This is a genomic window from Ancylobacter radicis (assembly GCF_018449475.1).
GTDB lineage: Bacteria > Pseudomonadota > Alphaproteobacteria > Rhizobiales > Xanthobacteraceae > Ancylobacter > Ancylobacter radicis.
The window spans coordinates 1,020,222-1,046,528 of sequence record NZ_JAHCQH010000015.1 but is presented as its reverse complement, the minus strand read 5'-3'; the positions used below and the strand labels follow the sequence as shown (position 1 = coordinate 1,046,528).

General features: G+C 69.3%; 21 protein-coding genes. All 21 read left to right on the top strand.

Going from position 1 to position 26,307, the window contains the following annotated elements; all coding sequences use genetic code 11:
- Positions 1–19: 19 nt before the first annotated feature.
- The 21 genes from obgE to KIP89_RS10840 all read left to right on the top strand — a co-directional run bounded on the left by obgE (position 20) and on the right by KIP89_RS10840 (position 26,287).
- Entirely contained in the window at positions 20–1,054 is a 1,035-nt protein-coding gene (obgE, locus tag KIP89_RS10940; protein ID WP_213755365.1) for a GTPase ObgE, read from the top strand.
- A 953-nt stretch (positions 1,055–2,007) separates the two neighbouring features.
- Positions 2,008–3,204 carry a glutamate 5-kinase gene (gene proB, locus KIP89_RS10935; protein WP_250152316.1) on the top strand — a complete coding sequence of 399 codons (1,197 nt, stop codon included), beginning with the start codon at positions 2,008–2,010 and terminating at the stop codon, positions 3,202–3,204.
- A gap of 134 nt (positions 3,205–3,338) precedes the next feature.
- Positions 3,339–4,313, top strand: coding sequence for a DUF2971 domain-containing protein (locus KIP89_RS10930; protein WP_213755364.1), 975 nt, complete (start codon positions 3,339–3,341; stop codon positions 4,311–4,313).
- A gap of 52 nt (positions 4,314–4,365) precedes the next feature.
- Positions 4,366–5,415 carry a serine hydrolase domain-containing protein gene (locus tag KIP89_RS10925; protein WP_213755363.1) on the top strand — a complete coding sequence of 350 codons (1,050 nt, stop codon included), beginning with the start codon at positions 4,366–4,368 and terminating at the stop codon, positions 5,413–5,415.
- A gap of 298 nt (positions 5,416–5,713) precedes the next feature.
- Positions 5,714–6,889 carry an extracellular solute-binding protein gene (locus KIP89_RS10920; protein ID WP_369807108.1) on the top strand — a complete coding sequence of 392 codons (1,176 nt, stop codon included), beginning with the start codon at positions 5,714–5,716 and terminating at the stop codon, positions 6,887–6,889.
- A gap of 209 nt (positions 6,890–7,098) precedes the next feature.
- Complete coding sequence (locus KIP89_RS10915) at positions 7,099–8,190, top strand: ABC transporter ATP-binding protein (protein ID WP_213755362.1); 1,092 nt, start codon at positions 7,099–7,101, stop codon at positions 8,188–8,190.
- Positions 8,187–9,203: an ABC transporter permease gene (locus KIP89_RS10910; RefSeq protein ID WP_213755361.1), complete on the top strand. Its 1,017-nt coding sequence runs from the start codon at positions 8,187–8,189 to the stop codon at positions 9,201–9,203. Before KIP89_RS10915 ends, KIP89_RS10910 begins: the two co-directional genes overlap by 4 nt.
- The gene (locus KIP89_RS10905; protein WP_213755360.1) at positions 9,200–10,081 is read left to right on the top strand and encodes an ABC transporter permease; all 882 of its coding nucleotides are present in this window, start codon (positions 9,200–9,202) and stop codon (positions 10,079–10,081) included. The genes KIP89_RS10910 and KIP89_RS10905 overlap by 4 nt, the downstream gene beginning before the upstream one ends.
- A gap of 403 nt (positions 10,082–10,484) precedes the next feature.
- The gene (locus KIP89_RS10900; protein WP_213755359.1) at positions 10,485–11,102 is read left to right on the top strand and encodes a GbsR/MarR family transcriptional regulator; all 618 of its coding nucleotides are present in this window, start codon (positions 10,485–10,487) and stop codon (positions 11,100–11,102) included.
- Between the two features lie 40 nt (positions 11,103–11,142).
- Positions 11,143–12,822: a thiol reductant ABC exporter subunit CydD gene (cydD, locus tag KIP89_RS10895; RefSeq protein WP_250152404.1), complete on the top strand. Its 1,680-nt coding sequence runs from the start codon at positions 11,143–11,145 to the stop codon at positions 12,820–12,822.
- Complete coding sequence (gene cydC, locus KIP89_RS10890) at positions 12,819–14,588, top strand: thiol reductant ABC exporter subunit CydC (protein WP_250152315.1); 1,770 nt, start codon at positions 12,819–12,821, stop codon at positions 14,586–14,588. The genes cydD and cydC overlap by 4 nt, the downstream gene beginning before the upstream one ends.
- Before the next feature lie 105 nt (positions 14,589–14,693).
- Positions 14,694–16,271, top strand: coding sequence for a cytochrome ubiquinol oxidase subunit I (locus tag KIP89_RS10885; protein WP_213755357.1), 1,578 nt, complete (start codon positions 14,694–14,696; stop codon positions 16,269–16,271).
- 4 nt (positions 16,272–16,275) lie between these two features.
- Positions 16,276–17,433 (top strand): cytochrome d ubiquinol oxidase subunit II, encoded by a 1,158-nt coding sequence (gene cydB / locus KIP89_RS10880; RefSeq protein WP_213755356.1) that lies wholly within the window; start codon positions 16,276–16,278, stop codon positions 17,431–17,433.
- A gap of 17 nt (positions 17,434–17,450) precedes the next feature.
- Positions 17,451–17,597, top strand: coding sequence for a cytochrome bd-I oxidase subunit CydX (gene cydX, locus KIP89_RS10875; protein WP_213755355.1), 147 nt, complete (start codon positions 17,451–17,453; stop codon positions 17,595–17,597).
- 27 nt (positions 17,598–17,624) lie between these two features.
- Positions 17,625–18,641: a dicarboxylate transporter/tellurite-resistance protein TehA gene (gene tehA / locus KIP89_RS10870; protein ID WP_369807107.1), complete on the top strand. Its 1,017-nt coding sequence runs from the start codon at positions 17,625–17,627 to the stop codon at positions 18,639–18,641.
- A 61-nt stretch (positions 18,642–18,702) separates the two neighbouring features.
- Positions 18,703–19,692 carry an alpha/beta hydrolase family protein gene (locus KIP89_RS10865; RefSeq protein WP_369807106.1) on the top strand — a complete coding sequence of 330 codons (990 nt, stop codon included), beginning with the start codon at positions 18,703–18,705 and terminating at the stop codon, positions 19,690–19,692.
- 185 nt (positions 19,693–19,877) lie between these two features.
- Positions 19,878–21,491 carry a methyl-accepting chemotaxis protein gene (locus KIP89_RS10860; RefSeq protein ID WP_213755354.1) on the top strand — a complete coding sequence of 538 codons (1,614 nt, stop codon included), beginning with the start codon at positions 19,878–19,880 and terminating at the stop codon, positions 21,489–21,491.
- A 14-nt stretch (positions 21,492–21,505) separates the two neighbouring features.
- Positions 21,506–21,967: a chemotaxis protein CheW gene (locus tag KIP89_RS10855; RefSeq protein ID WP_213755353.1), complete on the top strand. Its 462-nt coding sequence runs from the start codon at positions 21,506–21,508 to the stop codon at positions 21,965–21,967.
- Positions 21,964–23,391, top strand: a complete 1,428-nt coding sequence (locus KIP89_RS10850; protein WP_250152314.1) for a CheR family methyltransferase — start codon at positions 21,964–21,966, stop codon at positions 23,389–23,391. Before KIP89_RS10855 ends, KIP89_RS10850 begins: the two co-directional genes overlap by 4 nt.
- Positions 23,388–24,002, top strand: coding sequence for a chemotaxis protein CheW (locus KIP89_RS10845; protein WP_213755352.1), 615 nt, complete (start codon positions 23,388–23,390; stop codon positions 24,000–24,002). The genes KIP89_RS10850 and KIP89_RS10845 overlap by 4 nt, the downstream gene beginning before the upstream one ends.
- Positions 23,999–26,287 (top strand): hybrid sensor histidine kinase/response regulator, encoded by a 2,289-nt coding sequence (locus KIP89_RS10840; protein ID WP_213755351.1) that lies wholly within the window; start codon positions 23,999–24,001, stop codon positions 26,285–26,287. Before KIP89_RS10845 ends, KIP89_RS10840 begins: the two co-directional genes overlap by 4 nt.
- Positions 26,288–26,307: the final 20 nt, after the last annotated feature.

Sequence of the window (26,307 nt, the reverse complement as noted above, 5' to 3'; positions counted from 1 at the left end):
CACCTTGAGCGTTCGACCGATGAAATTCCTCGACCAGGCAAAGATTTACATCCGTTCCGGCGATGGCGGGGCGGGCTGTCTCTCGTTCCGGCGCGAGAAATTCATCGAATTCGGCGGTCCCGATGGCGGCGATGGGGGCCGGGGCGGGGATGTGTGGGTGGAATGCGTCGACGGGCTCAATACCCTCATCGATTACCGTTTCCAGCAGCACTTCAAGGCCAAGAAGGGCGGCTACGGCATGGGCAAGAACCGCGCCGGCGGCAAGGGCGACGACGCGGTGCTGAAGGTCCCGGCCGGCACCGAAGTGCTTGATGAGGATGGGGAAACCGTGCTCGCCGACCTCACCGAGATCGGCCAGCGGATCCGCCTGCTGAAGGGCGGCAATGGCGGCTTCGGCAACGCCCATTTCCAGACCTCGACCAATCAGGCGCCGCGCCGCGTCAATCCCGGCCAGGAGGGCGAGGAACGCTGGGTCATCCTGCGGCTGAAACTCATTGCCGATGCGGGACTTGTCGGCCTTCCCAATGCCGGGAAATCGACCTTCCTGGCCGCCACCAGCGCCGCCCGGCCGAAGGTCGCGGACTACCCATTTACCACCCTGCACCCCGGTCTCGGCGTGGTGAAGGTGGATGGCCGCGAATTCGTGCTGGCGGACATTCCCGGCCTGATCGAGGGCGCGCATGAGGGGGTCGGACTGGGCGACCGTTTCCTCGCCCATATCGAACGCTGCCAGGTGCTGCTGCATCTTGTCGACGGCACCTGCGAGCATGCCGGCAAGGTCTACAAGACCGTTCGCGCCGAGCTTGACGCCTATGGCCAGGGCCTTGAGGATAAACCGGAAATCGTCGCGCTCTCGAAGATCGACTCGCTCGACCCGGAGACGCTGAAGACCCAGATGGCCCGGCTCCAGCGCGCCGCCAAGAAGAAGCCGCTGGCGCTCTCCGCGCAGTCCGGCATGGGCGTGCGCGAGGCGCTGCGGGCGCTCGCCTATGTGATCGACGAGGGCCGCGCGGTCGAAGCCGCGCGCGAGCCGGCCGAGCCCTGGCGCCCCTGATTGGCGCCTTTCGGTGTTTTTATACCTCCCGCCTGACGCGCCCCGGTCCCCCCCGGACGATCAGTGCAGTGAGGTGGACGATGTGTCCAGCCAACGGCCAGTGAGGCCGATGGGACGGGTGACCGGCCGAGTGGCCTCTTGCGGCGTGCGTCCCTCCCCTCCGCCGTCCTCGCCCCCCCCTCCGCCGTCATCCCTACCCCCTCCCCCGTCATCCCCGGGCTTGACCCGGGGATCCATGACCGGGAGCGCCCGGCAAGCGGGAAAGCGTGGATGCCCGGGTCAAGCCCGGGCATGACGGCGTGGGGGGGGAAACGCCCCCTCCCCGCTCCCATCTCCGTCGTCATCCCGGCCAAGCGAAGCGCCGAGCCGGGATCGCGTGCCGGTACGGGTGACGATCCCGGATCGGCCTGCGGCCGTCCGGGATGACGGCTGCAACGCCGCGCCCGCCTCCTCCCCACTGCCCGCCTCCCTCGTCATCCCTCCCTCTCCCCCGTCATCCCCGGGCTTGACCCGGGGATCCATGACCGGGCGCGGCGGCAAGCGGGAAGGCGTGGATGCCCGGGTCAGGCCCGGGCATGACGGCGTGGGGGGTGGCGGACCCTGACGGCGCGGTCCTGCGTCCTTCGAGGCGCGCCGCCGGCGCGCACCTCAGGATGACGGGCGCCCCTCGGGCCTGCCCCTTCCACCTTCCCTGTCTTCCCACCCTTGCCCGTCATCCCACCCTCCCCCGTCATCCCCGGGCTTGACCCGGGGATCCATGACCGGGCGTGGCGGCAAGCGGGAAAGCGTGGATGCCCGGGTCAAGCCCGGGCATGACGGCGTATTGGGTTGGCAGCCCCCCCCCCGCCCCCCCGCAAAAATCCGCGCGAGTTTTGGCGAAAGCGCGTATGAGACGGCCATCCCCCTTTCGGCGCGCTGCGTGACCGGCGCGCCTCTTGCCGTGAAGCCGCCCGATGACCCGCCGCACTTCCGCCGACGCCCCTTCCGCCTCCGCCGCCAGCTCCACGCCCGACACCACGCCCGCCCCGGTGCCGCAGATTTCCGCCTTCCGCCGCGTGGTGGTGAAGGTCGGCTCGGCGCTGCTGGTCGATTCCGCGCGCGGGGCGCTGCGCCATGCGTGGCTGGCGGCGCTGGCGGAGGATGTCGCGCAGCTCCACCGCGAGGGCAAGGAGGTGCTGGTGGTCTCATCGGGGGCCATCGCGCTCGGGCGCAATGTGCTCAAGCTCCCCAAGCGCCCGCTGAAGCTGGAGGAAAGCCAGGCCGCCGCCGCGGTCGGGCAGATCGCGCTGGCGCGGGCCTGGTCGGAGGCGCTGGCGCATGAGGGGGTGAATGCCGGGCAGATCCTCATCACCCTCGGCGATACCGAGGAGCGCCGGCGCTACCTCAATGCGCGCTCGACGCTGGCCAAGCTGCTCGATCTCAAGGTGGTGCCGGTCATCAACGAGAACGACACGGTGGCGACCTCGGAAATCCGCTATGGCGACAATGACCGGCTCGCCGCGCGCGTCGCCGGCATGGCGAGCGCGGATCTGCTCGTGCTGCTCTCCGATATTGACGGGCTCTACACCGCCCCGCCCAATGACGACCCGAATGCTGAGTTCCTGCCCGTGGTGCCGCGCATCACCGCCGAGATCGAGGCGATGGCCGGCGGCGCGGGCACGGAACTGTCACGCGGCGGCATGAAGACCAAGATCGAGGCCGGCAAGATCGCCACCACGGCGGGCGCGCATATGGTCATCGCCTCCGGCAAGGGGAAGAACCCGATCCGCGCCATCGCCGAGGGCGCGCGCTGCACCTGGTTCCTCGCCCCCACCAACCCGGTGGCTTCGCGCAAACGCTGGATCGCCGGCTCGCTGGAGCCGCGCGGCGTGCTGCATCTCGACGCCGGCGCGGTCGCCGCCCTGCGCCGGGGCTCCTCGCTGCTGCCGGCGGGGGTGAGCCGGGTGGAAGGCGAGTTCCAGCGCGGCGACGCCGTGGTGCTGCGCGGGCCGGATGGCGCCGAAGTCGGCCGCGGGCTGGTGGCCTATGACCACGACTACGCCGACCGCATCCGCGGCCGCTCGTCGGACGAGATCGCGGGGATCACCGGGTTTGAGGGGCGGGCCGCGATGGTGCACCGGGATGATCTGGTGTTGGGTGGCGGGGGGTGAAGGGGGATCTCGCTTCCAGATCACCACGATCCCATCCCCAAATATCAGCGCACCTCACAATTACGTTTAATTCCATTTTATTATATTCAATTGCCTGGGATCATTACACTTTGAAAAATATGAAGGATGGATAGATGAGGAAACTGATTATCAATTATGATGATGAGGATAGACTTTTTTATCCTATATTTTTTCCATACGCTTGGAAGAAAACAATTGCAGCCATCAATAGTGGACAGCGGTTTGTCCATTACACATCCGCAGAAACCGCCGCAAACATTTGCAGAAACAAAGAGATTTGGCTAAGAAAATCTAGCCTAATGAATGACTTCATGGAAATCGAACATGGCTTAAACTGCCTGAATTACGCCTTAAAAAACAATAAAGACAATTTTTTGCGCATTATCAACTCCTTCAAAGAAGGATTAAGTGACGAAATACTTGAATGGTACAATGGCTGGCTGTCCCATTTTCGTAACGACACTTACATATTTTGCCTTTCAGAGCACCGAAAATCTGAAGACAAAATGGGACGACTTTCAATGTGGCGAGCGTACGGGGGAAATTGCGGAGTTGCAATAGTAATAAATCCCAGAGTCATACTCACACCAAGTGACGCACTGAACGCATATACCAGCCCAGTTGCTTATTATAACGAACGCGATACAGCGCGCGAGCTTAGGAATATTCTGAACAATATCGAAATCAATCGCGCTGCAATTGAGGCGCACGGAGGTCACAACTGCGTTTCGCGTTTGATGAAAAACGCCTTCCGGATGGCAACTCTGTGCATGAAACACCCTGGATTCAAGGAAGAAGCAGAATGGCGCGTTATCTATAGTCCGAAATTCGCTCTTTCGAATGTTATCAAGCGCGGGATACGTTCAATTAGCGGCATGCCACAGCCGGTGTACCTTCTACCCTTGAGTAACATCCCTTCGGATGGATTGACTGGGCTGGAGATACCGGAACTCGTTGATCGAGTCATCGTTGGTCCAAATGAACACCCTGAAGTAGTTGCCGAAGCAATGGTGGATTTATTGAAAGATGCCAGTGTCGAGAGGGCTGGCTCCCGCGTCATACGATCTGAAATCCCTCTTCGACGATAGCCTCCCCCCATCGTGACCACCTCCCCCCCGCATCCGCCCTATCTTCCCCCGGATGCACCGTCGTTCGCTGATTGCCGCTCCGCTGCTGCTTCTCGCCTCCCGTGCGCTCGCGCAAGGCCAGAGCGGCGCGCCCGCTGCCCCGTCACCCGCCGCCACCTCCCCGCCCGCCGACCGGGTGGCGGGGCTCGCGCCGATCCTCGACCGCGCCGCCGCGCTGGAGCCTCTGCGCACCGTGCTGGTGGCGAAGGACGGCGAGCGTCTCGTCGCGCGCGGCTATCGGGGCGGGCGGGTGGACCGGCCGACCAATATCAAGAGCGCGTCCAAGAGCATCGTCTCCGCCCTTGTCGGCATCGCCATCCACAAGGGCGTGCTGGAGGGCGCCAACCAGAAGATCGCCCCGCTGCTGCGCGCCGATCTGCCTGACAATCCCGACCCGCGCCTCGGTGAGATCACGCTCAGTCACCTGCTCTCCATGCAGGCGGGGCTGGAGCGCACCTCCGGGCCCTATTATGGCGAGTGGATCGCCAGCCGGAACTGGGTGCGCGCGGCCCTTAACCGGCCCTTCGTCGATGCGCCGGGCGGGGCGATGCTCTATTCCACCGGCTCGACGCATCTGCTCTCCGCCATCCTCACCCGCGCCAGCGGGCGCTCGACGCTCGCCTTAGCGCGCGACTGGCTGGGCGATGTCGAGGGGTTTACCATCACCGATTGGGAGCGCGACCGCCAAGGCATCTATTTCGGCGGCAACCAGATGGCGATGCGCCCGACCTCGCTGCTCGCCTTCGCCGAGCTGTACCGGCGCGGCGGGCGCAACGCGAAGGGAGCGCAGATCATCCCGGAGGCGTGGATCGCGGAGAGCTGGCAGGTGCGCACGGCCTCGCGCTTCACCGGCGACGGTTATGGCTATGGCTGGTTCACGCGGGAAATGGCGGGCACGCCGGTGCATTATGGCTGGGGCTATGGCGGGCAGATGCTTTATGTGGCGCCGGCGCGCGGCGTCTCGATGGTCATGACCTCGACGGTCGACGCGCCCTCCGGCCGCACCGGGCACCGCGACGACCTGCACGCGCTGGCGGCGGAGATCCTCCAGACCCTCGCCTGAGTCGCGCTCGGTTAGGCGCGGATGACGGCCCGGCGAAAGCGCGGCGGTTTCGTCCCGGCGGGGATCGCGCCTGTTCCGCGTGCAGTGCGGCATGTGCGCTGCCGCATTCCGCGTCATTTCCCCGTGGCGCACGGTGAGCGCGGCGCCCGGCCCGGCGCAGTGCCCGGCTCCTGTCGGTTTCGTTCAATTCGCCCGTCGCGTTTCGTCAACGCCCCCCGCCGCTGGCACGCTTCGTGCTGTTCCCCTGCCGATCCACCCGCCCGCACGCCATGCGGGCACCCAGAGCGAGGGACGAGACGTGACCAAGAAGCCGGATGCCCCCAATTCCTCGATGGAAACGCTGCTCGCCGCGCGCAGCTTCAACCGCCGCGTCCTGTTCAAGGGGGCGCTTGCCGCCGGCACCATCGCCGCGACCGGGCCGTGGATCGTCAAGGACGCCTTCTCCTCCTCGGGCGAGCTGAGCCTGCTCAACTGGGACGACGAACTGCCCAACCCGGTGATCCCGAATTTCGAGAAGAAGACCGGCATCAAGGTCAAGACCACCCCGTTCTCGCAGAACGAGGAGCAGATCAACAAGCTGCAGGCCACCGGCGGCGAGGGCTTCGACCTGTGCGAGCCGACCCGCGACCGCGCCCCGCAGTTCAAGGAGCTCGACCTGCTCGCGCCCTTCGACACCTCGAAGCTCAACCTCAACAACCTGCTGCCCTCGATGCTGGAAGCCTCGACCAGCGTCTGGACCTGGGACGGCAAGCTCTACCATGTGCCGCATTGCTGGGGTTCGGAGGCCATTTCCTGGCGCACCGACCTCGCGCCCGGCCTGACCTATGACAAGCTGTCCTATGGCACGCTCTGGGCCCCCGAGTTCAAGGGCAAGATGCAGGGCCGTCCGCACTCGCTGCTGCTCGGCATCGGCCTGTGGTGGGACAAGACCGGCAAGCTGCCGTCCAACCGCATGCTCGATGCGTTCAAGGACGAGGAGACGATGAAGAAGATCTACGACCCGATCCTCGCCTTCGCGGTCGAGAACAAGGCGCAGGTCAAGCAGTTCTGGGATTCGGCCGACAATACCAAGTCCGGCTTCATGGAAAATGGCTGCGTCATCGGTCAGACCTGGGACGGGCCGGCGCTGTCGCTGAAGAAGCAGGGCAAGCCGGTCACCTACATGGCCCCGCAGGAAGGCGCCATCACCTGGGTCGACGGCTGGGCGATGACCAAGGCGGCCAAGAACATCCCGCAGATCTATGAGTGGCTGAACTACGTCCACTCGCCGGAAGTCTCGGCGCTGATCGCCGACGGCTCGGGCTACAACCCGGTGGTCAAGGGCGCCGACGCCTTCCTCTCCGAGGTCGCCAAGAAGAACTTCGCCGAGGCCTATCCGGGCAACGCGCTCGACAATTTGTGGAGCCGCCCGCCGGAGCCGTCGTGGTACGCCGAGCTGCGCACCCAGTACGCCGAGAAGTTCAAGGCGGCGTGAGCCGAAGGGGCGGCGCGGGGCGTCCCTCACAGCGTCATGGCCGGGCCTCGCCCGGCCATCCACGCCCGTGGGGCCGCCCGTCGCCGTCGCGGGAAGTCGCCGCGTGGAAGTCGCCGCGTGGAAGTCGTGGATGCCCGGCTCAAGGCCGGGCATGACGGCCTGACAGGGCGGGACGCCGCCCGAATGTTCCAAGAGTACAGGACACACTTATGGCCGCTGCCGTCGAGCTAGAGGGCGTGAACGTCACCTTCGGGGACTTCGTCGCCGTGCGGGACGCCAATCTCACCATTGAGCCGGGCGAGTTCTTCTCCTTCCTCGGCCCGTCCGGCTGCGGCAAGACCACGCTGTTGCGCACCATTTCCGGCTTCATCGAGCCGACGCGGGGCAGCGTGCGGATCGGCGGGCAGGACATGAAGGGCATCGGCCCGAACAGGCGCCCGACCGCGCTGATCTTCCAGAACCTCGCTCTGTTCCCGATGATGACGGTGGCGGAAAACATCGGCTACGGCCTGCGCGTGCGCGGCGTGCCGCGCCATGAGCGCGACGAGAAGGTGAAGAACCTGCTGATCCAGGTCGCGCTGTCCGAGCACGGCCACAAGAAGGTGTCGGAACTCTCCGGCGGGCAGAAGCAGCGCGTGGCGATCGCCCGCGCGCTGGCGGTCGAGCCCTCCGTGCTGCTGCTCGACGAACCGCTCTCGGCGCTCGACCTGAAGCTCAGACAGCACATGCGCACCGAGCTGCGGGCGATCCAGAAGAAGGTCGGCATCACCTTCATCTACATCACCCATGACCAGGGCGAGGCGCTGACCATGTCGGACCGCATCGCCGTCATGAATGCCGGCGTGATCGAGCAGGTGGGCGACGGGCGCGCCGTCTATGCCGAGCCCCGCACGCCCTTCGTCGCCTCCTTCGTCGGTGAGAACAACCAGATCCGCGGCCGCATCAGCGATGTTGCGAACGGGCAGGCGACGCTGGAGACGCCGCTCGGCACGCTGAAAGGTCGCAACCCGGTCGGGCTGAAGACGGGCGAGGAGGCGCTGATCTTCGTGCGCCCGGAATCGCTGAAGCTGCAACCGGGCACCCCGGCCAATGGCGCGACCGCCGGCTTCGAGGCCGAGGCGGTCGATGTCGCCTTCGAGGGCAGCGTGACCCATGTGACGCTGCGCGTGCGCACCGGGCAGAAGATCACCGCCACCCTCAGCGCCGCCTCGGGCCTGGCCCTGCCCGTGCCCGGCGAGACCCTGCAGATCGGCTTCGCGCCGCAGGACGGCCTGCTGCTGGCACGCCCGGAGCGCCCATGAGCGGACCCGGCGGCCTCACCCTCGTTCTCGGCCTGCCGCTCGCGGTGGCGCTGATCTTCTTCGCCCTTTCCGCCTATGAGCGGCGCACCGGCCTCATCAGCGGGCCCGGCTTCTTCCAGCGCAACGGCCTCGCCGTCGGGCTCTATCTGGTGATCGCGGTCGGCTTCTGGGCCTTCTTCGTCATCGTCCTGCCGCAGCTCGCCATGGTCGAGATGTCGTTCCGCCCGAAGCTGCCGCCCTCGCAGATGGGCGGGCCGAAGGACATCTACACGCTGGAGAATTACCGCTACTTCCTGTTCGGCTCGACCACCTCGACGGCGAGCTGGAACTGGCTGCACATCAAGGCCTTCTTCCTCACCATCGCGGTGAGCATCGCCATCACCCTGCTCAACTTCGCCATCTGCTACCCGATCGCCTTCCACATGGCGCAATCGGCCAGCGTCGGGCGGCTGCGCATCCTGCTGCTGCTGCTGATCCTGCCCTATTGGGTGAACGAGATCCTGCGCGCCTTCGCCTTCCGGGTGCTGCTGTCCTCCGGCGGCGTGATCAACCAGGCGCTGATGGGGGCGGGGCTGACCGCCGAGCCGATCGACTTCCTGGCCGCCGATGTCGGGCTCTATATGGGCCTCAGCTATGCCTATCTCTTGATGATGGTGTTTCCGCTCTACAACGCTATTGAAAGCCTCGACAAGAACCAGATCGAGGCGGCGCGCGACCTTGGCGCGCCCTGGTGGCACATCCACGCCTTCATCGTCATGCCGCACGCCAAGCCCGGCATCGCCTCGGGCTGCACGCTGGTGTTCATGCTGTGCGCCGGCGCGCTGGCCGCGCCGCTGGTGCTGGGCGGGCCGCGCACGCTGTGGTTCACGCCGATCGTCTATGACCGCTTCTACCAGGCCTTCAACTGGCCGCAGGGCGCGGCCTATGCCTTCATCCTGCTGATGACCTGCATCGCCTTCGTGCTGCTGGTGCTGAAAGCCTTCCGCCTCAGCCTCGGGGAGATCACGCGATGAACGGGGGAGCTTTCCAGCGCGTGATGTTCGCGGTCTATATCGCGATCTTCTTCCTCTATCTGCTCGGGCCGCTGGCGGTGATGGCCATCTCGGCCTTCAACACGCCGCAATACCCGCAGGTCTGGCCGATCGAGGGGCTGACGCTCGACTGGTTCGGCCTGCTTTTGGCCGACGCCGACATGATGTACGGCCTGCAGACCTCGGTCTGGATCGGCCTGCTGGTGGTCTGCATCTCGGTGCCGACCGGGCTGGCCGGGGCCATCGTGATGACGCAGATCCAGTCCCGGCTGCGCTCAACCTATTACCTGATCGTGGTCTCGCCGGTGCTGACGCCGGGCATCATCATCGGCATCTCGACCGTGGTGTTCTGGCGCCAGTTCACCACCGATACCGGCACGCGCTTCCTCTATGACGGCATCGCGCTCACCGTGCTCGGCCAGTCGAGCTTCATCTCCGCCTATTGCATGCTGATCATCCTCGCCCGGCTGCAACGCTTCGACCGGGTGCAGGAGGAAGCCGCGCTCGATCTCGGCGCCTCCTACCCGCAGGTGTTCCGGCACATCCTGTTGCCCTTCCTCAAGCCGGCACTGGCCTCGGCGGCGGTGCTGGCCTTCCTGTCCTCGTTCGAGAACTACAACACCACCACCTTCTCGATCCTCTCCGACAAGACGCTGACCACGGTGCTGGCGGGGCGCGTGCGGCAGGGCACCACGCCCTCGATCAGCGCGCTGGCGGTGCTGATCGTCGGCGTCACCATCCTCGCCGCCATCGCCTATGAGATATGGAAGCGACGGGCGGACGCCGCGGCGGCCCGCCGCCAGCGCGCCGCGCTCGCCGCCGAAGAGGCGGAACTGGCCGGCGAGCCCGTGCCGGCGTAGGATAGACGGGTTTTCCCGGGGGCGGGGGAAGCGGCGCGGCCGGTCGGCTCCGAGGGGGTAGACGATCGGCCGCCCGCACGCCGCTCCCTTGCGGGCTGTCCTATGGGCCGGCGCTCTCTCGGCGCCTCCCCTGTTGGCGCCCCCCCTGCGCTTCCTCCACCTCCGCACGGTCCATCCCCCGCGAGCCTCGCGCGCGGGGCTGCTGGCGCAGGCGGAGCGCCGACGCAGGCCGATATCCGCCGGCAGGCGCAGCGCCGTCGCACGCCTTGGACATCATGTCCCCCCTCACACCCGCGCGATCTGGAAAGCCACGGATGGCGTACCCGTGAAGAATGGAATAGGTATTGACCTGTTGTTTCAGAAATGACTGAAATCAGCGTAACGCCGCCATCGGGGTCCCGCCGTGAACCTGCCGCCGCTCATCCAGTCCTTCGTGCTGCATTTCGGCGAAATGGGCAGCCGCTGGGGGATCAACCGCACGGTCGGCCAGATCTACGCGCTGCTTTATGTCTCGCCCGAGCCGCTCTGCGCCGAGGAGATCGTCGAGGCGCTCGGCATTTCCCGCTCCAATGTCTCCATGAGCCTGCGCGAATTGCAGGCCTGGAACCTGGTCGTACTGAAGCACCTGCCCAATGACCGGCGCGACTTCTTCACCACCCCCGACGATGTCTGGCAGATCCTGCGCACGCTGGCCGAGGAGCGCAAGAAGCGCGAGGTCGACCCCACCCTCTCGGTGCTGCGGGAAATCCTGATGCAGCCGCCGGGCAGCCCGCGCGAGCGTTATGCGCAGGAGCGCATGGCGGAAATGCACGGCCTGATCGAGCAGCTCACCACCTGGTATGAGGATGTGAAGCGGCTGGAGACCGAGCGGCTGGCCAATCTGCTGAGCCTCGGCTCCAAGATCACCCGCCTGCTGGAGACCAAGGACCGCATCGTCACGCTCGGGCGCGGCCGCAAGGCCGGCAAGAAGCAAGCCGGCGAACAGGTTCGCCTCGTCGCGCCCGATGACGGAGCGCAATGACATGCCGGCCTCCCGCGCCTTGCCCGCCCCCGCGCTACGGATGCGCGCCTTGCGCGCGCGGCCGGCCGATGCGGTGCGCCGGGCCGAGCGGACGGGACTGATGCTGCAGCTCGCCGCCCCGCTGATCTGGATCCCGCAGGCCGGGCTGCTGGCCCATGCGGTCGGCGCGATCGCCGCCGGGGCCTCCGCCGACGCCGCGCTGATGCCGGCGCTCGGCATCGCGCTGCTCGGCTTCCTGCGCGCCGGGTGTGACGCCGCCGGGGCGCGGCTGAGCTTTCGCGCCGCGCGGGCCGAACTCTCGCGGCTGCGGGCCGAGGCGACGCGGGCGCTCGCCGCCCGCTCGCCGCTCGACCTCGACCGCCCGGCCTCGGGCCTCGCCGCCAGCGTGCTGGCCGAACAGGCCGAAGCGGTGGTGCCCTATCTCGCCCGGTTCCGTCCGGCCCGGATGAAGGCCAGCCTGCTGCCGCTGGTGCTGCTCGCCTTCGTGCTGCCGATCTCCTGGCTGGCCGGGATCATCCTGCTCGTCACCGCGCCGCTGATCCCGCTGTTCATGGCGCTGATCGGCCTGCAGGCCAAGGCGGCCAGCGAGGCGCAGCTTGTCGAGATGGGCAGCATGAACGGCTTCCTGCTCGACCGGCTGCGCGGCCTTGCCACCATTCGCGGGCTCGGCGCGGTCGATGCCACCGCCAGGCGGCTGCGGGCCGATGCGGAGAGCCTGCGCACCCGCACCATGGCGGTGCTGCGCATCGCCTTCCTGTCCTCGGCGGTGCTGGAGCTGTTCGCCGCCGTCGGCGTCGCGCTGGTCGCCGCCTATATCGGCCTGTTCCTGCTGGGCATGCTGGATGTCGGCGCCACCGGCCAGCCCTTTGGCCTCGCCGGCGGGCTGTTCATGCTGCTGCTGGCGCCGACCTTCTATGAGCCGCTGCGCGAGCTGGCGGCCGCCTGGCACGACCGCGCCGCCGGTCAGGCCGCGATCGAGGCGCTGGAGCGGCTCGCCGCGCCCGGCGAGACCCTGCCCGGCCAGACCTTGCTCGGCGCCGATGACGCGCCCCATACCGACACCGCCTTCGCCGCCCCGGCCGTGCGGGTCGAGGGGCTCGGCTTCCGCCATGGCGCCGGCGCCGCGGTGTTCGACGGCTTCGACCTCACCGTCGCGCCGGGCGAGCATGTGGCGCTGTTCGCCCCGAGCGGGGCGGGAAAATCCACGCTGATCGCGCTGATCGCCGGGCTCGCCGCGCCGCAGGCCGGCCGGGTGCTGATCGACGGCGAGGCGCTGACCCCGGCGAGCGCGGCGCGGCTGCGTGCCCGCATGGCCTATATCGGCCAGAAGCCGCACATCTTCGCCGGTACGCTGGCCCGCAATGTAGCCCTCGGCCGCCCGCGGGTGGACCATGCGGCGGTGCGCGCGGCGCTGCAGGCGGCACGGCTCGACGCGGTGGCGGCGCGGCGCGGCCCCGCCCCGGTGGGCGAGGCCGGACGCGGGCTCTCCGGCGGCGAGGCGCTGCGCCTCGCCCTGGCCCGCCTTGCCGCGACGCCCGAGGCCGGGCTGATCCTCGCCGACGAGCCGACCGCCCATCTCGACGCCACCACCGCACAGGAGGTGACGGAGGGACTGCTGGTGCTGGCGCAGGGCCGCACGCTGATCATTGCCACCCACGACCCCGCGCTCGCCGCGCGGATGGACCGCGTCGTCACGCTCGCGGCGGAGGACCGGCCATGATGCAGATGGGCGAGAGACGGGTGGGCGAACGCCACCGCGTGAGCACCCGCCGCCTCCGGCGGTTCGGCGCGCTGGCTTCCATCGTGCGGCTGTTCTTCGCCGAACGCGGCTGGGCGCTGACCGCCGGCATCGCGCTGGCGATCGTCACCCTGCTCGCCGGCCTTGGCCTGCTCGGCACCGCCGGCTGGTTCATCACCGCCACCGCCATCGCCGGGCTGAGCACCGCCACCGCGCTGGCCTTCGACATCTTCGCCCCCTCGGCGGTCATCCGGCTGATGGCGCTGCTGCGCACCGCCGGGCGCTATGGCGAGCGGCTGGTGACCCATGACGCCGCGCTCGGGGTGCTGGCCGGGCTGCGCGAGACGCTGTTTCGCGGCTGGGCGGCGCCGGAAGCTGCGGGGCGCCTCGCCGACCGGCCCTCGCGCCTGCTGTTCCGCCTCACCCTCGACATCGACGCGCTGGATTCGCTCTATCTGCGCGTGCTGGTGCCGGTCGCCGCCGCTGCCGCGGTGGCGGGCGGGCTGATCCTCGCCATCGCGCTGATCGACACCCGCACCGCCCTCATCTTCGCCGCGCTGCTGCTCGGCGCCGGCATCGGCGTGCCGCTGATCGCGCTGCGCACCGCCCGCCGGCCGGCGCGGCGCCGGGCCCATGCGCTGGAAGTGCTGCGCGCCCGCGCGGTCGATCTTCTCGCCGGGCAGACCGAACTCGCCATGGCCGGGCGGCTGTCGGCCCATCGCGAGAGCCTGTCCGCCGCCGATGCGCGGCTGGTCGACGCCGACAATGCGCTGAACCGGGTCGACACCTATGCCGGGGCCGGCTTTACCGCCGCCTCGGGGGTGCTGCTGGCGGTGATGCTGGTGCTGGTGGCCAGTCTCGCCGGGGACGGGCGGATCACCGCCCCGATCGGCGCGCTGGTGCTGATGGTGGCGTTGGCCGCCTTCGAGCCCTTCGCCGCGCTGCGCCGGGGCATGATCGAGATGGAGCGCGCGCTGATCGCCGCCGCCCGGCTCGCCCCGCGCCTCACCCCCGCGCCCACGCCGCGCCGCGCCCCGGCGCCCGGTCCGGGCGTGGCGGTGGAACTGGTCGGCGTCTCGCTCGGGCATGGTGGGGCAGGTCATGGTGGGGCCAGTCATGGGGGCGCGCCGGTGCTGCGCGGCCTCGACCTCACCCTTCACGCCGGCGAACGCCTCGCCGTGATCGGCGCCAGCGGCGCCGGCAAGTCGACCCTGCTCGCCGCGCTGGCGGGCGAGATCGCCCCGCTGGCCGGGCATCTGGCGACACGGCCGGCGACGCTGCTGACCCAGCGCACCGAACTGTTTCAGGACAGCCTGGCCGGCAATCTGCGGCTTGCCCGGCCCGAGGCGAGCGAGGGCGAGCTGCGCGCCGCCCTTGCCAAGGCCGGGCTCGACGCGCTGGTCGCCGCGCTGCCGGCGGGAATGGATAGCCGGCTCGGCGAAGGCGGCCTTGGCCTTTCCGGCGGGCAGGGTCGACGCCTCGCGCTGGCCCGGCTGATCCTGCGCAACGCCCCGGTCTGGCTGCTCGACGAGCCGACCGACGGGCTCGACGGCGCCACCGCGCGCGCCGTCATGGCCCAGCTAGGTAGCTGTGCGGACGACAGGACGCTGGTTCTGGCTACACATTTGCGGCGCGAGGCGGAGATCGCCGACACCCTCGTCCTCTTGGCTGACGGACGCCTGCACACCCTTGCACGCCGGGGCGAACCCGCCTTCGACGCGCTGCTCGACGGGCTGCGGCCCGACTGACCTTCGGCGGAAGCGACCTGCTGTTGATGACCTGCCGTTGATGACCTGGCGCCGGGGGCCTGCGGCGCGCAAGACCAGGAGGCCGGGACGAACCGGCACTGAACCATGGAACTGAATATCGTCGACCTGTCGCGACTACAGTTCGCGATGACCGCCCTCTATCATTTCCTCTTCATTCCCCTCACGCTTGGCCTCTCCGTCGTGCTCGGCATCATGGAGACGGTCTATGTGATGACCGGCCGCCCGATCTGGCGGCAGATGACCAAGTTCTGGGGCACGCTGTTCGGCATCAATTTCGTGCTCGGCGTGTCCACGGGTATCGTGATGGAATTCCAGTTCGGCATGAACTGGAGCTATTACAGCCATTATGTCGGCGACATCTTCGGCGCCCCGCTGGCGATCGAGGGGCTGATGGCCTTCTTCCTGGAGGCGACCTTTGTCGGGCTGTTCTTCTTCGGCTGGGACAAGCTCTCCAAGCTCGGCCATCTCACCGCCACCTGGTGCGTGGCGCTCGGCTCGAACTTCTCCGCGCTGTGGATCCTGATCGCCAATGGCTGGATGCAGAATCCGGTCGGCTCGGCCTTCAACCCGCAGACCATGCGCATGGAGGTGACCGACTTCTTCGCCGTGCTCATGAATCCGGTGGCGCAGGCCAAATTCGTCCACACTGTCTCAGCCGGCTATGTGACCGGCGCGATCTTCGTGCTCGGCGTCTCCGCCTGGTATCTGCTGCGGGGCCGGCATGTGGAACTCGCCAAGCGGTCCATGGCGGTCGCCGCCTCCTTCGGCCTCGCCGCCTCGCTCTCCGTGGTCGTGCTGGGCGACGAGAGCGGCTATCTCGCCACCGAGCATCAGAAGATGAAGCTCGCCGCCATCGAGGCGATGTGGGAGACCGAGCCGGCGCCGGCCGCCTTCACCCTGATCGGCCTGCCGAGCCAGGTGGACCGCGAGACCCATTACGCGATCCACATTCCCTGGGCCCTCGGCCTCATCGCCACGCGCTCGCTCGACACGGTGGTGCCGGGCATCGACGAACTGGTCGGGCAGGCGCAGGCGCGCATCAAGAGCGGCATCACCGCCTTCGACGCGCTGCAGAAGATCCGCGCCACCACGCCGGGCGCGGCCATCGACCCGGCGGTGCAGCGCAGCTTCGAGGATAACGGCGCCAATCTCGGCTACGCCCTGCTGCTCAAGCGTTATGTCGACGATCCCCGCACCGCGACGCCCGAACAGGTCGCCGCCGCCGGCTGGGACACGGTGCCGAACGTGCCGACCCTGTTCTGGTCGTTCCGCATCATGGTCGGGCTGGGCTTCTTCTTCATCCTGCTGACCAGCGTGTTCTTCGTGCTCTCGGCCCGCCGCCGGCTCGACCATTACCGGCCGCTGCTGTGGATCGCGGTGCTGGCCATCCCGCTGCCCTGGGTCGCCGGCGAACTCGGCTGGGTGGTGGCGGAAATCGGCCGCCAGCCCTGGATCATCGAGGGCGTGCTGCCCACCGCCGCCGCGGTCTCCGATCTCGGCGCCGCCACCGTGCTGACGACGATCCTCGGCTTCGCCGCGCTCTACACGGTGCTCATCATCATCGAGATGGCGCTGATGGTGCGCGCCATCCGCAAGGGACCGGAGCCGGACGACGAACCGGAAGCCGCGCTCGTTCCCGCCACCCTCGCCGCCGCGGAGTAGGATCATGGTCCTTCACACCCTCATCGACTACGACACGCTCCGCGTCATCTGGTGGCTGCTGCTCGGCGTGCTGCTGATCGGCTTCGCCGTGATGGACGGCTTCGACCTCGGCACCGCCACGCTGCTGCCCTTCGTCGCCCGCACCGACCTTGAGCGCCGCACCGTGATCAACACGGTCGGCGCCACCTGGGAAGGCAATCAGGTGTGGCTGATCCTCGGCGGCGGCGCCATCTTCGCCGCCTGGCCGCCGCTCTACGCGGTGTCGTTCTCCGGCTTCTACCTCGCCATGTTCGCCATCCTGTTCGCGCTGATCCTGCGGCCGGTCGGCTTCAAATACCGCTCCAAGCGCGACAGCGCGGCCTGGCGCACGGGCTGGGACTGGGCGCTGTTCATCGGCGGCTTCGTGCCGGCGCTGGTGATGGGCGTGGCGGTCGGCAATGCGCTTCAGGGCGTGCCGTTCCGGCTCGATGGCGACCTGCGCATCTTCTATGACGGCACCACGCTGTTCGAGCTGCTGAACCCGTTCGGTCTGCTCTGCGGCCTGCTCTCCGTTGCCATGCTGGTGATGCACGGCGCCGGCTGGCTGATGCTGAAGACCGAGGGCGTGATCGCCGCGCGGGCGCGGGCCATCGGCTCGGTGGCGGCGCTCGTCACCCTCGCCTTGTTCGCGGTCGGCGGCGTCTGGCTGTGGCTGGGCATCGAGGGCTATGCGATCACCAGCGCCGTGGCCAAGGGCGGGCCGTCCAACCCGCTCGCCAAGACCGTGGCGCTGGCGCCGGGGGCGTGGCTGGCCAATTACGCCGCCCATCCCTGGATGATGGCCGGCCCGGCGCTCGGCCTGCTCGGCGCGCTGGGCAGCCTCGCTCTGCTGCGCATGAACCGGGGCGGCTTCGCCTGGCTGCTGAGCTCGCTGTCGATCCTCGGCATCATCTCGACCGTCGGCCTGTCGATGTTCCCCTTCATCCTGCCGTCCTCGATCGATGCGCGCTCCAGCCTCACCGTCTGGGACGCCTCGTCGAGCCATCTGACGCTGTTCATCATGCTGGTCTGCACGCTGATCTTCGTGCCGCTCATCCTCGCCTATACGAGCTGGGTCTACAAAGTGCTCTGGGGCAAGGTCGACGTGCAGGCGATCGCGAAAGACGGCAGCCACGCCTATTGAGAGAAGGAAGACACGTCATGTGGTACTTTGCCTGGCTTCTCGGCCTGCCTTTGGCCGCCGCCTTCGCCGTGCTCAACGCCATGTGGTACGAGCTGATGGACGACATGGCCCATGCGAGGGCCAAGCCGCAGCCCGTGCCGGTGCCCGCGCGGTCGCGGCACTGACAGGCACCACCTCCTGAGGGGACCGCCGTGCCGAAGACGAGACTGCCGATCGTACCCGTCTCCTTCTTCGGCATGGTGCTGGGCCTCGTCGGCCTCGGCGGAAGCTGGCGCGCGGCCCATGCGGTATGGGGCACGCCGGCCCTGATCGCCGAGGCGATCATGCTGGCGGGAAGCCTCGTCTGGGCCGTGGTGCTCACGCTCTACGGGCTGAAATGGCTGCTCGCCCGCGCGGTGGCGCAGGAGGAGATGAACCATCCCGTCCAGTCCGGCTTTGTCGGGCTGGCCGGTGTCGCCACGCTGCTGGTCAGCATCGCCGCCGCGCCCTATTCGCGGGATGTGGCGATCCTGCTCCTGCTCGCCGGCGCCGCCTTCACCATCGGCTTCGGCGTCTGGCGCTCCGGCGCGCTGCTGCATGGCGAGCGCGACCCGGCGCTGGCCACGCCGGTGCTGTATCTGCCGACGGTCGCCGGCTGCTATGTCACCGGCACCGCCTGCGGCGTGCTCGGCTACACCGATTGGGGCCAGCTCGCCTTCGGCGCCGGGCTGTTTTCCTGGCTGGCCATGGAATCCGTGCTGCTCTACCGCTTCCAGCACGGGGCCGCGCTCGCCCCGGCGCTGCGCCCGACGCTCGGCATCCAGCTCGCCCCGCCGGTGGTCGGCGCGGTGACCTATCTCGCCGTCACCCACGGCCCGCCCGACGTGTTCGCCCGCGCCATGATCGGCTATGGGCTGTTGCAGCTCCTGCTGCTGGCGCGCCTGCTGCCCTGGATCCTCAAACAGTCGCTCTCGCCGGCCTATTGGGCCTTCACCTTCGGCCTGACCGCGCTGGCCACGGCGACGCTGCAACTGATCGGGCGCGGCGAGACCGGCGCGCTGGCGCTGCTGGCGCCGTTCCTGCTCGCCATCGCGACGCTGGTGGTGGCCATCACCTCCGCCCATTCCCTCTGGCTGCTGCTGACCGGGCGGCTCATCCCGGTGCCGGTGCCGGTGCCGGTGCCCGCCCCCGCCGCCAGCCCTGCCGCCGCCCCTTCCCGCGCCTCCTGAGGCGGCGGCGGGTCGACAGAGCCCCGCGCGGGCGACATTCTCGGGTGGAAAGGTGCCGCCCGTGTCCCCACCGCCCGTATCCATTCCCGCCCCTCTCCCCGTCACGACGCCGCCCGCCGGGGCGGGGGTGCCGGTGCGCTTTGCCGCCGCCGACGGGTTGCCGCTCGGCGGCTATCTGTGGCGCCATCAGGGACCGGCGCCGCAGGGCGCGGTGGTGGTGATCGCCTGCGCCACCTCGGTACGGGCCCGCTATTACGCCCGCTTCGCCGGCTGGCTGCACGACCACGGCTTCAACGTGCTGAGCTTCGACTATCGCGGCATCGGCGAGAGCCGCCCCGCCCGGCTGCGCGGCTTTGCCGCCGACTGGACCGACTGGGGCGAGAAGGATGTCGAGGGCGCGCTCCGCTTCGCGCAGGCCTGCTGTCCCGGCGATGCGGTGGATGTCGTCGCCCATTCCTTCGGCGGCGTCGCGCTCGGCCTGGCCCCCTCCAACGCGGTGATCCGGCGGGCGGTCACGGTCGGCGCGCAATACGCCCATTGGCGCGATTACGCCCCGGCGGCGCGCGCGGCGATGCGGCTCAAATGGCATGTGACCATGCCGGCGCTGACCGCGCTGTTCGGCCATTTCCCCGGCCGGCGGCTCGGCTGGATGGAGGACACGCCGAAAGGCGTGGCGCTCGACTGGGCCGGTATGGGGCCGCATTACCCCTCCAGCGTGCGCCGGCACGCCCCCGGCACGGCGGACACGCTCGCCGCCCGTTTCGCGCAGGTGAGCGCGCCGATCCTCGCCATCGGGCTCGACGACGACCCGTTCGGCACGGTGCCGGCGCTGGAGCGCACGCTGGCGCATTTCACCGGCGCCGCGCGCACCCATCTGCGGATCGCGCCGGGCGATGCCGGGGTCGACGCGATCGGCCATTTCGCCTTCTTTCACGAGCGTTTCCGCGCCGCGCTGTGGCGGCTGCCGCTGGAATGGCTGACCACCGGCGCGCGGGGGCCGCAGGCGCCCGGACGTATGGCGAGCCACCATCATCCCGGCCCGGCGGCCTAGCGCATCTTCGAGCGACGTGGATTGCGGTTCGCGTGAAGAAAATGCGTCAGAACAAGCTCTAGATCCGCAGCAACAGAGTGGAAACATCTGCCGTGCTAGGCTGGGGCGCGGCATTGTCCGCCGAACCACACGGCCCCTATCGCCTGCGCTCCTCCATGCCACCCCGCCCCCACGGAAGCCGATCCATGACAAGCCTGACGATCCGCCAACGCATCCTGGGAAGCTTCCTCGCGGTTCTGCTGGTGCTGACCGCCGTGAGCGCCGCCAGCTATCGCTGGTTCCGCCAGGCCGAGCAGGAGGCGCTGACGATCGAGACCAGCACCGTGCCGGCCCTCGTCGCCAGCCTGAAGATGCGGGAGGCGTGGGCGCGGGCGCAGGGAATGCTGACCTCCTTCGCGGTCGAGAGCGACACGACCCTGCGCGCGGCGACCCTTGAGCGGCTCAAGGCCAACCGGACCGCGATCACGCAGGGCATGGTCGCCTATGAGGCCACGCTCGATTCCCCGGAAGACCGGCGCAATTTCGAGGCCCTGCGCGCGGCGGCGGGCGCGTTCTGGCCGGCCGAGGAGGCCGCCCTGTCGCTGCCGCCCGAGGCGCTGCGCGCGGCGATCCACACCGATCTGATGCCCCGACTGGCCACCATCGACCAGGTGCTCGACGAGGCCGTGGCGCTCAATCAGGCGGCCGAGGAGGCCTCGACCGAGCATATTGTGGGGCTCGTGCGCAATGCCGAGTCCGGGCTCTATATCGGCTTCGCCATCGCCGCCGCGCTGTCCGTGCTGAGCGGCTTTCTGCTGTTCCGGGCGGTGACGGTGCCGCTGGAGCGGCTGGTCGGCATGGTCACGGTGATGCGCGGCGGCGATTTCAGCGAGCGGCTGGCGCTGGCCCGGCGCGATGAATTCGCGACGCTGGCCGACGGCGTCAACACCATGGCGGACGAACTGACGACGCTGATCGGCCAGGTGCAGAAATCCTCGATCCAGGTGAACACCTCGCTGACCGAGATCGCCGCCACCTCCAAGGAGCAGCAGGCGACCGCCAGCGAGATCGCCGCCACCACCACCGAGATCGGCGCCACCGCCAAGGAAATCTCCGCCACCTCCAACGAGCTGGTGCGCACCATGACCGAGGTGTCGCATGTGGCGGAGGAGACGGCGACGCTGGCCGGCGGCGGGCAGGCCGGGCTCGCCCGCATGGAAGCGACGATGCGCCATGTGATGGAAGCGGCCGGCGCGATCAACGGCAAGCTCGCCGTGCTCAGCGAGAAGGCCGGCAACATCAACCAGATGGTCACCACCATCACCAAGGTGGCGGACCAGACCAACCTGCTCTCGCTCAACGCGGCCATCGAGGCGGAGAAGGCCGGGCAATATGGGCGCGGCTTCGCCGTGGTGGCGACCGAGATCCGCCGCCTCGCCGACCAGACGGCTGCCTCGACCTATGACATCGAGCAGATGGTGCGCGACATCCAGTCGGCGGTCGCGGCCGGGGTGATGGGCATGGACAAGTTCTCCGAGGAAGTGCGCCGCGGCATGACCGAGGTGCAGGAGGTCGGCGGCCAGCTCTCGCAGATCATCCATCAGGTGCAGAGCCTGGTGCCGCGCTTCGAGGTGGCCAATGAAGGCATGCAGGCGCAGGCCACCGGCGCCGAGCAGATCAGCGACGCACTGTCCCAGCTCAGCGAGGCGGCGCAGCAGACCGTGGAATCGCTGCACCAGTCGAACATCGCGATCGACGATCTGAACCAGGTCTCCGGCGGCTTGCGCAGCGCGATCTCCCGGTTCAGGCTCCGGGCCTGAGCGCGGGGGCGATCATGCTGTTCCTGATGTTTCGCATCGGCAAGGACCGCTACGTGCTCGACGCGGCGCAGATCGAACAGGTGCTGCCGCTGGTCGAGGCCAAGGAACTGCCGGGCGCCCCGGCCGGAATCGTCGGCGTGATCAGCTATCACGGCGAGCCGGTGCCACTGATCGACCTCGGCCTGCTCGCCACCGGCCGCCCGGTCGCCGAGGTGATGAGTTCGCGCATCATCCTCGTGCGCTATCCCGGCGCGGAGGGGGAGCACCGGCTGGCGCTGTGCGCCGAGCAGGTGATCGAGACCCTCAAGCGCGAGCCCGGTGATTTCGTCGCCACCGGCGTCGAGGCGGGACTGCCGGACTATCTCGGCCCGGTCGCCGCCGACGCGGACGGCTTCATCCAGTGGATACGGGCCCCGGCCCTGCTGAGCGACGAGCTGCGCGCCCTCCTGTTCCGCCTGCCGGGAGCGGCCGCATGAGTTCTGCCCCCATGAGTTTTGCCGAGATGAGTCTCGCCGAGATCGGCAAGCTGCTGCACGAGAAAATCGGGCTCGACTGCGAGACGCTCGGCCCCAATGCGCTCGCCTATGCGGTGCGCCAGCGCATGGCCGCGCGCGCCATCGCCGACGAAGCCGCGTACCGGCACTGCCTTGGCGAGGGCGGCGAGCTTCAGGAACTGGTCAACGCCATCGTCGTGCCGGAGACCTGGTTCTTCCGCGACCCGCGCGCCTTCGACGCGATGATCCGCCACGCCCTCGCCCGCCAGAGCCTGACGCGCCAGACCCTCTCGCGGTCCACGCCCGCGCTGAAGCCGGCCCGGCTGCGGCTTCTGAGCCTGCCCTGCTCGACCGGCGAGGAACCCTATTCGATGGCCATGGCGCTGTTTGATGCGGGCTTCCAAGCGGATGAGTTCAGCATCGACGCGATCGACGTTTCCACCCGCAACATCGCCGAGGCGGAACGGGCGATCTATGGGCGCAACTCGTTTCGCGGCGGCGACCTCGGCTTTCGCGATCGGCATTTCGAGGCGGTCGAGGGCGGCTATCGCCCGCACGCGGCGATCCGGGCGCAGGTGCGGCTGCGCGCGGCCAATATGTTCGATTCGGCGGCGCTGGCCGGGGAGCCGCCCTTCGACATCATCTTCTGCCGCAACCTGCTGATCTATTTCGACCGCGAGAGGCAGAAGCAGGCGCTGGAGCGGCTCGACGGGCTGCTGGCGAAGGAGGGGCTGCTGCTGGTCGGGCCGGCGGAATCCGGCCTGCCGCTGCTGCATGGCTATGCCTCGCTGCGCACCCCGATGGCCTTCGCCTTCACCCGCGCGCCGGAGACCGCCGCCACCCGGCCCGCCTCGACGGGTCTTCAATTGGCAGGGTTGGCCACTCCCGCGTCGGGCGTCTCGGCGACGCGGCGCCCCAGCCTGCTGCGCCCGCCCCATGAGGCGCGCAGCCGTTCCCGCACGCCCGCGGCGACCCCCTCCGCCGCCGTGCCGCCGCCGCGCGGGACGCGGCCCGGCGGCGCCCCGGAGCCGACCGCCGGCAATCTCGACGCGGAAACTATGGCCCCCGAAACTCTGGCCGCCGAAAGCCGCGCCGCTGAAAGTCTGGCCGCGATCCAGCGCGCCGCCGATGCGGGCCGGCTCGACGAGGCGAAGCAGGCGGCGGGCCGGCATGTCGAGACCTTCGGCCCCTCGGCGCCGGTGTTCTATCTGCTCGGCCTCGCCCATGATGCCGGCGATAGCCCCGAGGCGGCCGGCTACTATCGCAAGGCGCTCTATCTCGCCCCGAACCACCGGGAGGCGCTGGCCCATCTCGCTCTGCTGCTGCGCCGCCGGGGCGACGCGGCCGGGGCGCGGATCCTGAGCGAACGGCTCACCCGGCTCGAACAGCGCGGTGACGGGCGATGACATCGCGCACGCCCGACAACAGTCCCGAGAGCGCCCGGACGGCTGATTCGGCGCGCGCCGGGCGGCTGCTCGACCGGCCGCTGCCGCCGGGCTACCGCGCCGAATGGGCCCGCCATTTCGCCGGCGCCCGCGTGCAGGCCGGCGAGGCCGATGCGCCGGCCGACACGGTGCTGATCTTCCGCCTCGGCGGGGAATGGCTCGCTTTGCCGGCCGATCTCGTGACCGAGATCACCGAGCCCCGGCGCAGCCACAGCCTGCCGCACCGGCGCGACCGGCTGGTGCGCGGCATCGTCAATGTGCGCGGCGAGCTGCTGGTGAAGATCGCGCTCGCCGAATTGCTGGGCATCGAGGGGCAGGAGCCGGCCGCGAGCCAGGGCACCGCCTTTGCCCGTCTCGTCGTCATCGGCCGGGCGGACCGGCGCGTGGCGTTCCATGCCGACGAGGTACACGGGCTGCACCGCCATGGACCGGAGGCGCTGCGCGCCCTGCCGGTGACCGTCGACAAGAACGCCGCCCGCTTCGCCTCGGCCGTGCTCGACTGGGATGGCCGCGCGGTCGGCCGGCTGGACGGGGCCGGGCTGCTCGACGCGGTCGATCGGAGTCTGGCATGAGCACGCCCGATCTCAGCCAGTTTTCCATGCTCGACCTGTTCCGGGCCGAGCTGGAGACGCAGTCGCAGGCGCTCACCGGCGGGCTGCTGGCGCTGGAACGCGACCCGACCTCCGCCACCCATCTGGAAGCGGCGATGCGCGCGGCGCATTCGCTGAAAGGCTCGGCCCGCATCATCGAGCTGATGCCGGCGGTGCGCGTCGCCCATGCGATGGAGGAAATCCTCGTCGCCGCGCAGCATGGCACGCTGCGTCTCACGCGCGGCCATATCGACGCGCTGCTGGGCGGGGTGGACCTGCTGGCGCTGATCGCCGACCCGGCGACGGAGGCCGACGGCGCGGCCGTCACGGCGCAGATCGACGGTTTTCTCGCCGCCCTCGCCGCCGCCGAGGCAGGCGGGACGGCGGGCGAGACGGCGGAGTTGGCCGAGGCGGGCGCGCCGCCCTCGGCCCCGGTTTCCACCGTCGCCTCCGCCGTGTCCGCGTCCCAGGCCAGCGAGGCGTTCGGCCGCGATCTGCCGGCCGGCGAGACGGGCGGCGGCGAGCGGATGATCCGCATCACCGCGCAGAGCATGACCCGGCTGCTCGGCCTTGCCGGCGAATCGCTGATCGAGGCCCGCCGGCTGCGCCCCTTCGCCGACAGCCTGACGCGGCTGCGCCGCCAGCACGGCGCCCTCGCCAAGGCGCTCGACGCGGTGCGCGCCAGCCTGCCGCCGGGCACCGAAGACGGCCCGACCGCGCAGGCGCTGGCCTTGGCGCGCGGCACGCTGGAACAGGGCCGCCATCAGCTTGAGGAACGTCTGGCCGAACTCGACGCGCTCGACCGCCGCAGTACCGACCTCGCCAACCGGCTCTATGGCGAGACGCTGGCGAGCCGGATGCGCCCCTTCGAGGACGGGGTGCGCGCCTATGCCCGCCGCGTGCGCGATCTCGCCCATGCGCTCGGCAAGAGCGCGCGGCTGGACATCGTCGGCGGCTCGACCGGCATCGACCGCGACATTCTCGACCAGCTCGACGCGCCGCTCGGCCATTTGCTGCGCAACGCCATCGACCACGGGCTGGAGACGCCCGAGCGCCGCCGCGCCGCCGGCAAGCCGGAAGAAGGCGTGATCCGGCTGGAGGCCCGCCACCATGCCGGGCTGCTGCAGATCATCGTCGCCGATGATGGCGGCGGCATCGACCTGCCCGAATTGCGCCGCGCCGTCGTCGCCCGCCGGCTGATCGACGAAGCGGGCGCCGCCGCGCTGAGCGAGGCGGAACTGCTGGAATTCCTGTTCCTGCCGGGCTTCTCGATGAAGGAGACGGTGAGCGACGTTTCGGGACGCGGCGTCGGCCTCGACGCGGTGCAGAGCATGGTGCGCCAGGTGCGCGGCACGGTGCGCGTCGCCGCCCGGCCCGGTGAGGGCACCAGTTTCCTGCTGGAACTGCCGCTGACCCTGTCGGTGATCCGCACCCTGCTGGTGGAGATCGGCGGCGAGCCCTATGCGCTGCCGCTCGCCGGCATCGCCCGGACCCTCAAGCTGCCGCGCGCCCAGGTGGAGACGCTGGAGGGGCGCCCGCATGTCGGGTTCGGCGATCAGCGCCTCGGTCTCGTGACCGCCCATGAACTTCTCGGCCAGGGCGAGGCGCGGGCGCAGGGCGACGAGCTGTGCCTGGTGGTGATCGGCGCCGGCACCGGCAGCTATGGGCTGGTGGTCGACGATTTCCTCGGCGAGCGCGAGCTGGTGGTGCGCCCGCTCGACCCGCGGCTCGGCAAGATCAAGGACATCAGCGCCGCCGCGCTGATGGAGGACGGCGCCCCGGTGCTGATCGTCGACATGGACGACCTGCTGCGCTCGGCCGACAAGCTGGCCTCGGCCGGCGCCCTGCGCGGGCCTCAGGGGCCGCGCGCCAGCGCCCCGGCGAACCGGCGCAAGCGCGTTCTGGTGGTCGATGACTCGCTGACCGTGCGGGAGCTGGAGCGCAAGCTGCTGGAACATCACGGCTACGAGGTCGGGGTGGCGGTGGACGGCATGGATGGCTGGAATGCCGTGCGCTCGGAGGCCTATGACCTTATGGTGACCGATGTCGACATGCCCCGCATGGACGGCATCGAGCTGGTGACGCTGATGCGCCGCGACGCGCGCCTGCGCGCCCTGCCGGTGATGATCGTCTCCTACAAGGACCGCGAGGAGGATCGCAGGCGTGGCCTCGATGCCGGAGCGGATTACTATCTGACCAAGGGCAGCTTCCACGACGAGACGCTGATTCAGGCGGTCACCGACCTGATCGGCCCGGCCGCTGGCTAGGACGGGAACGAGGAAGAGGC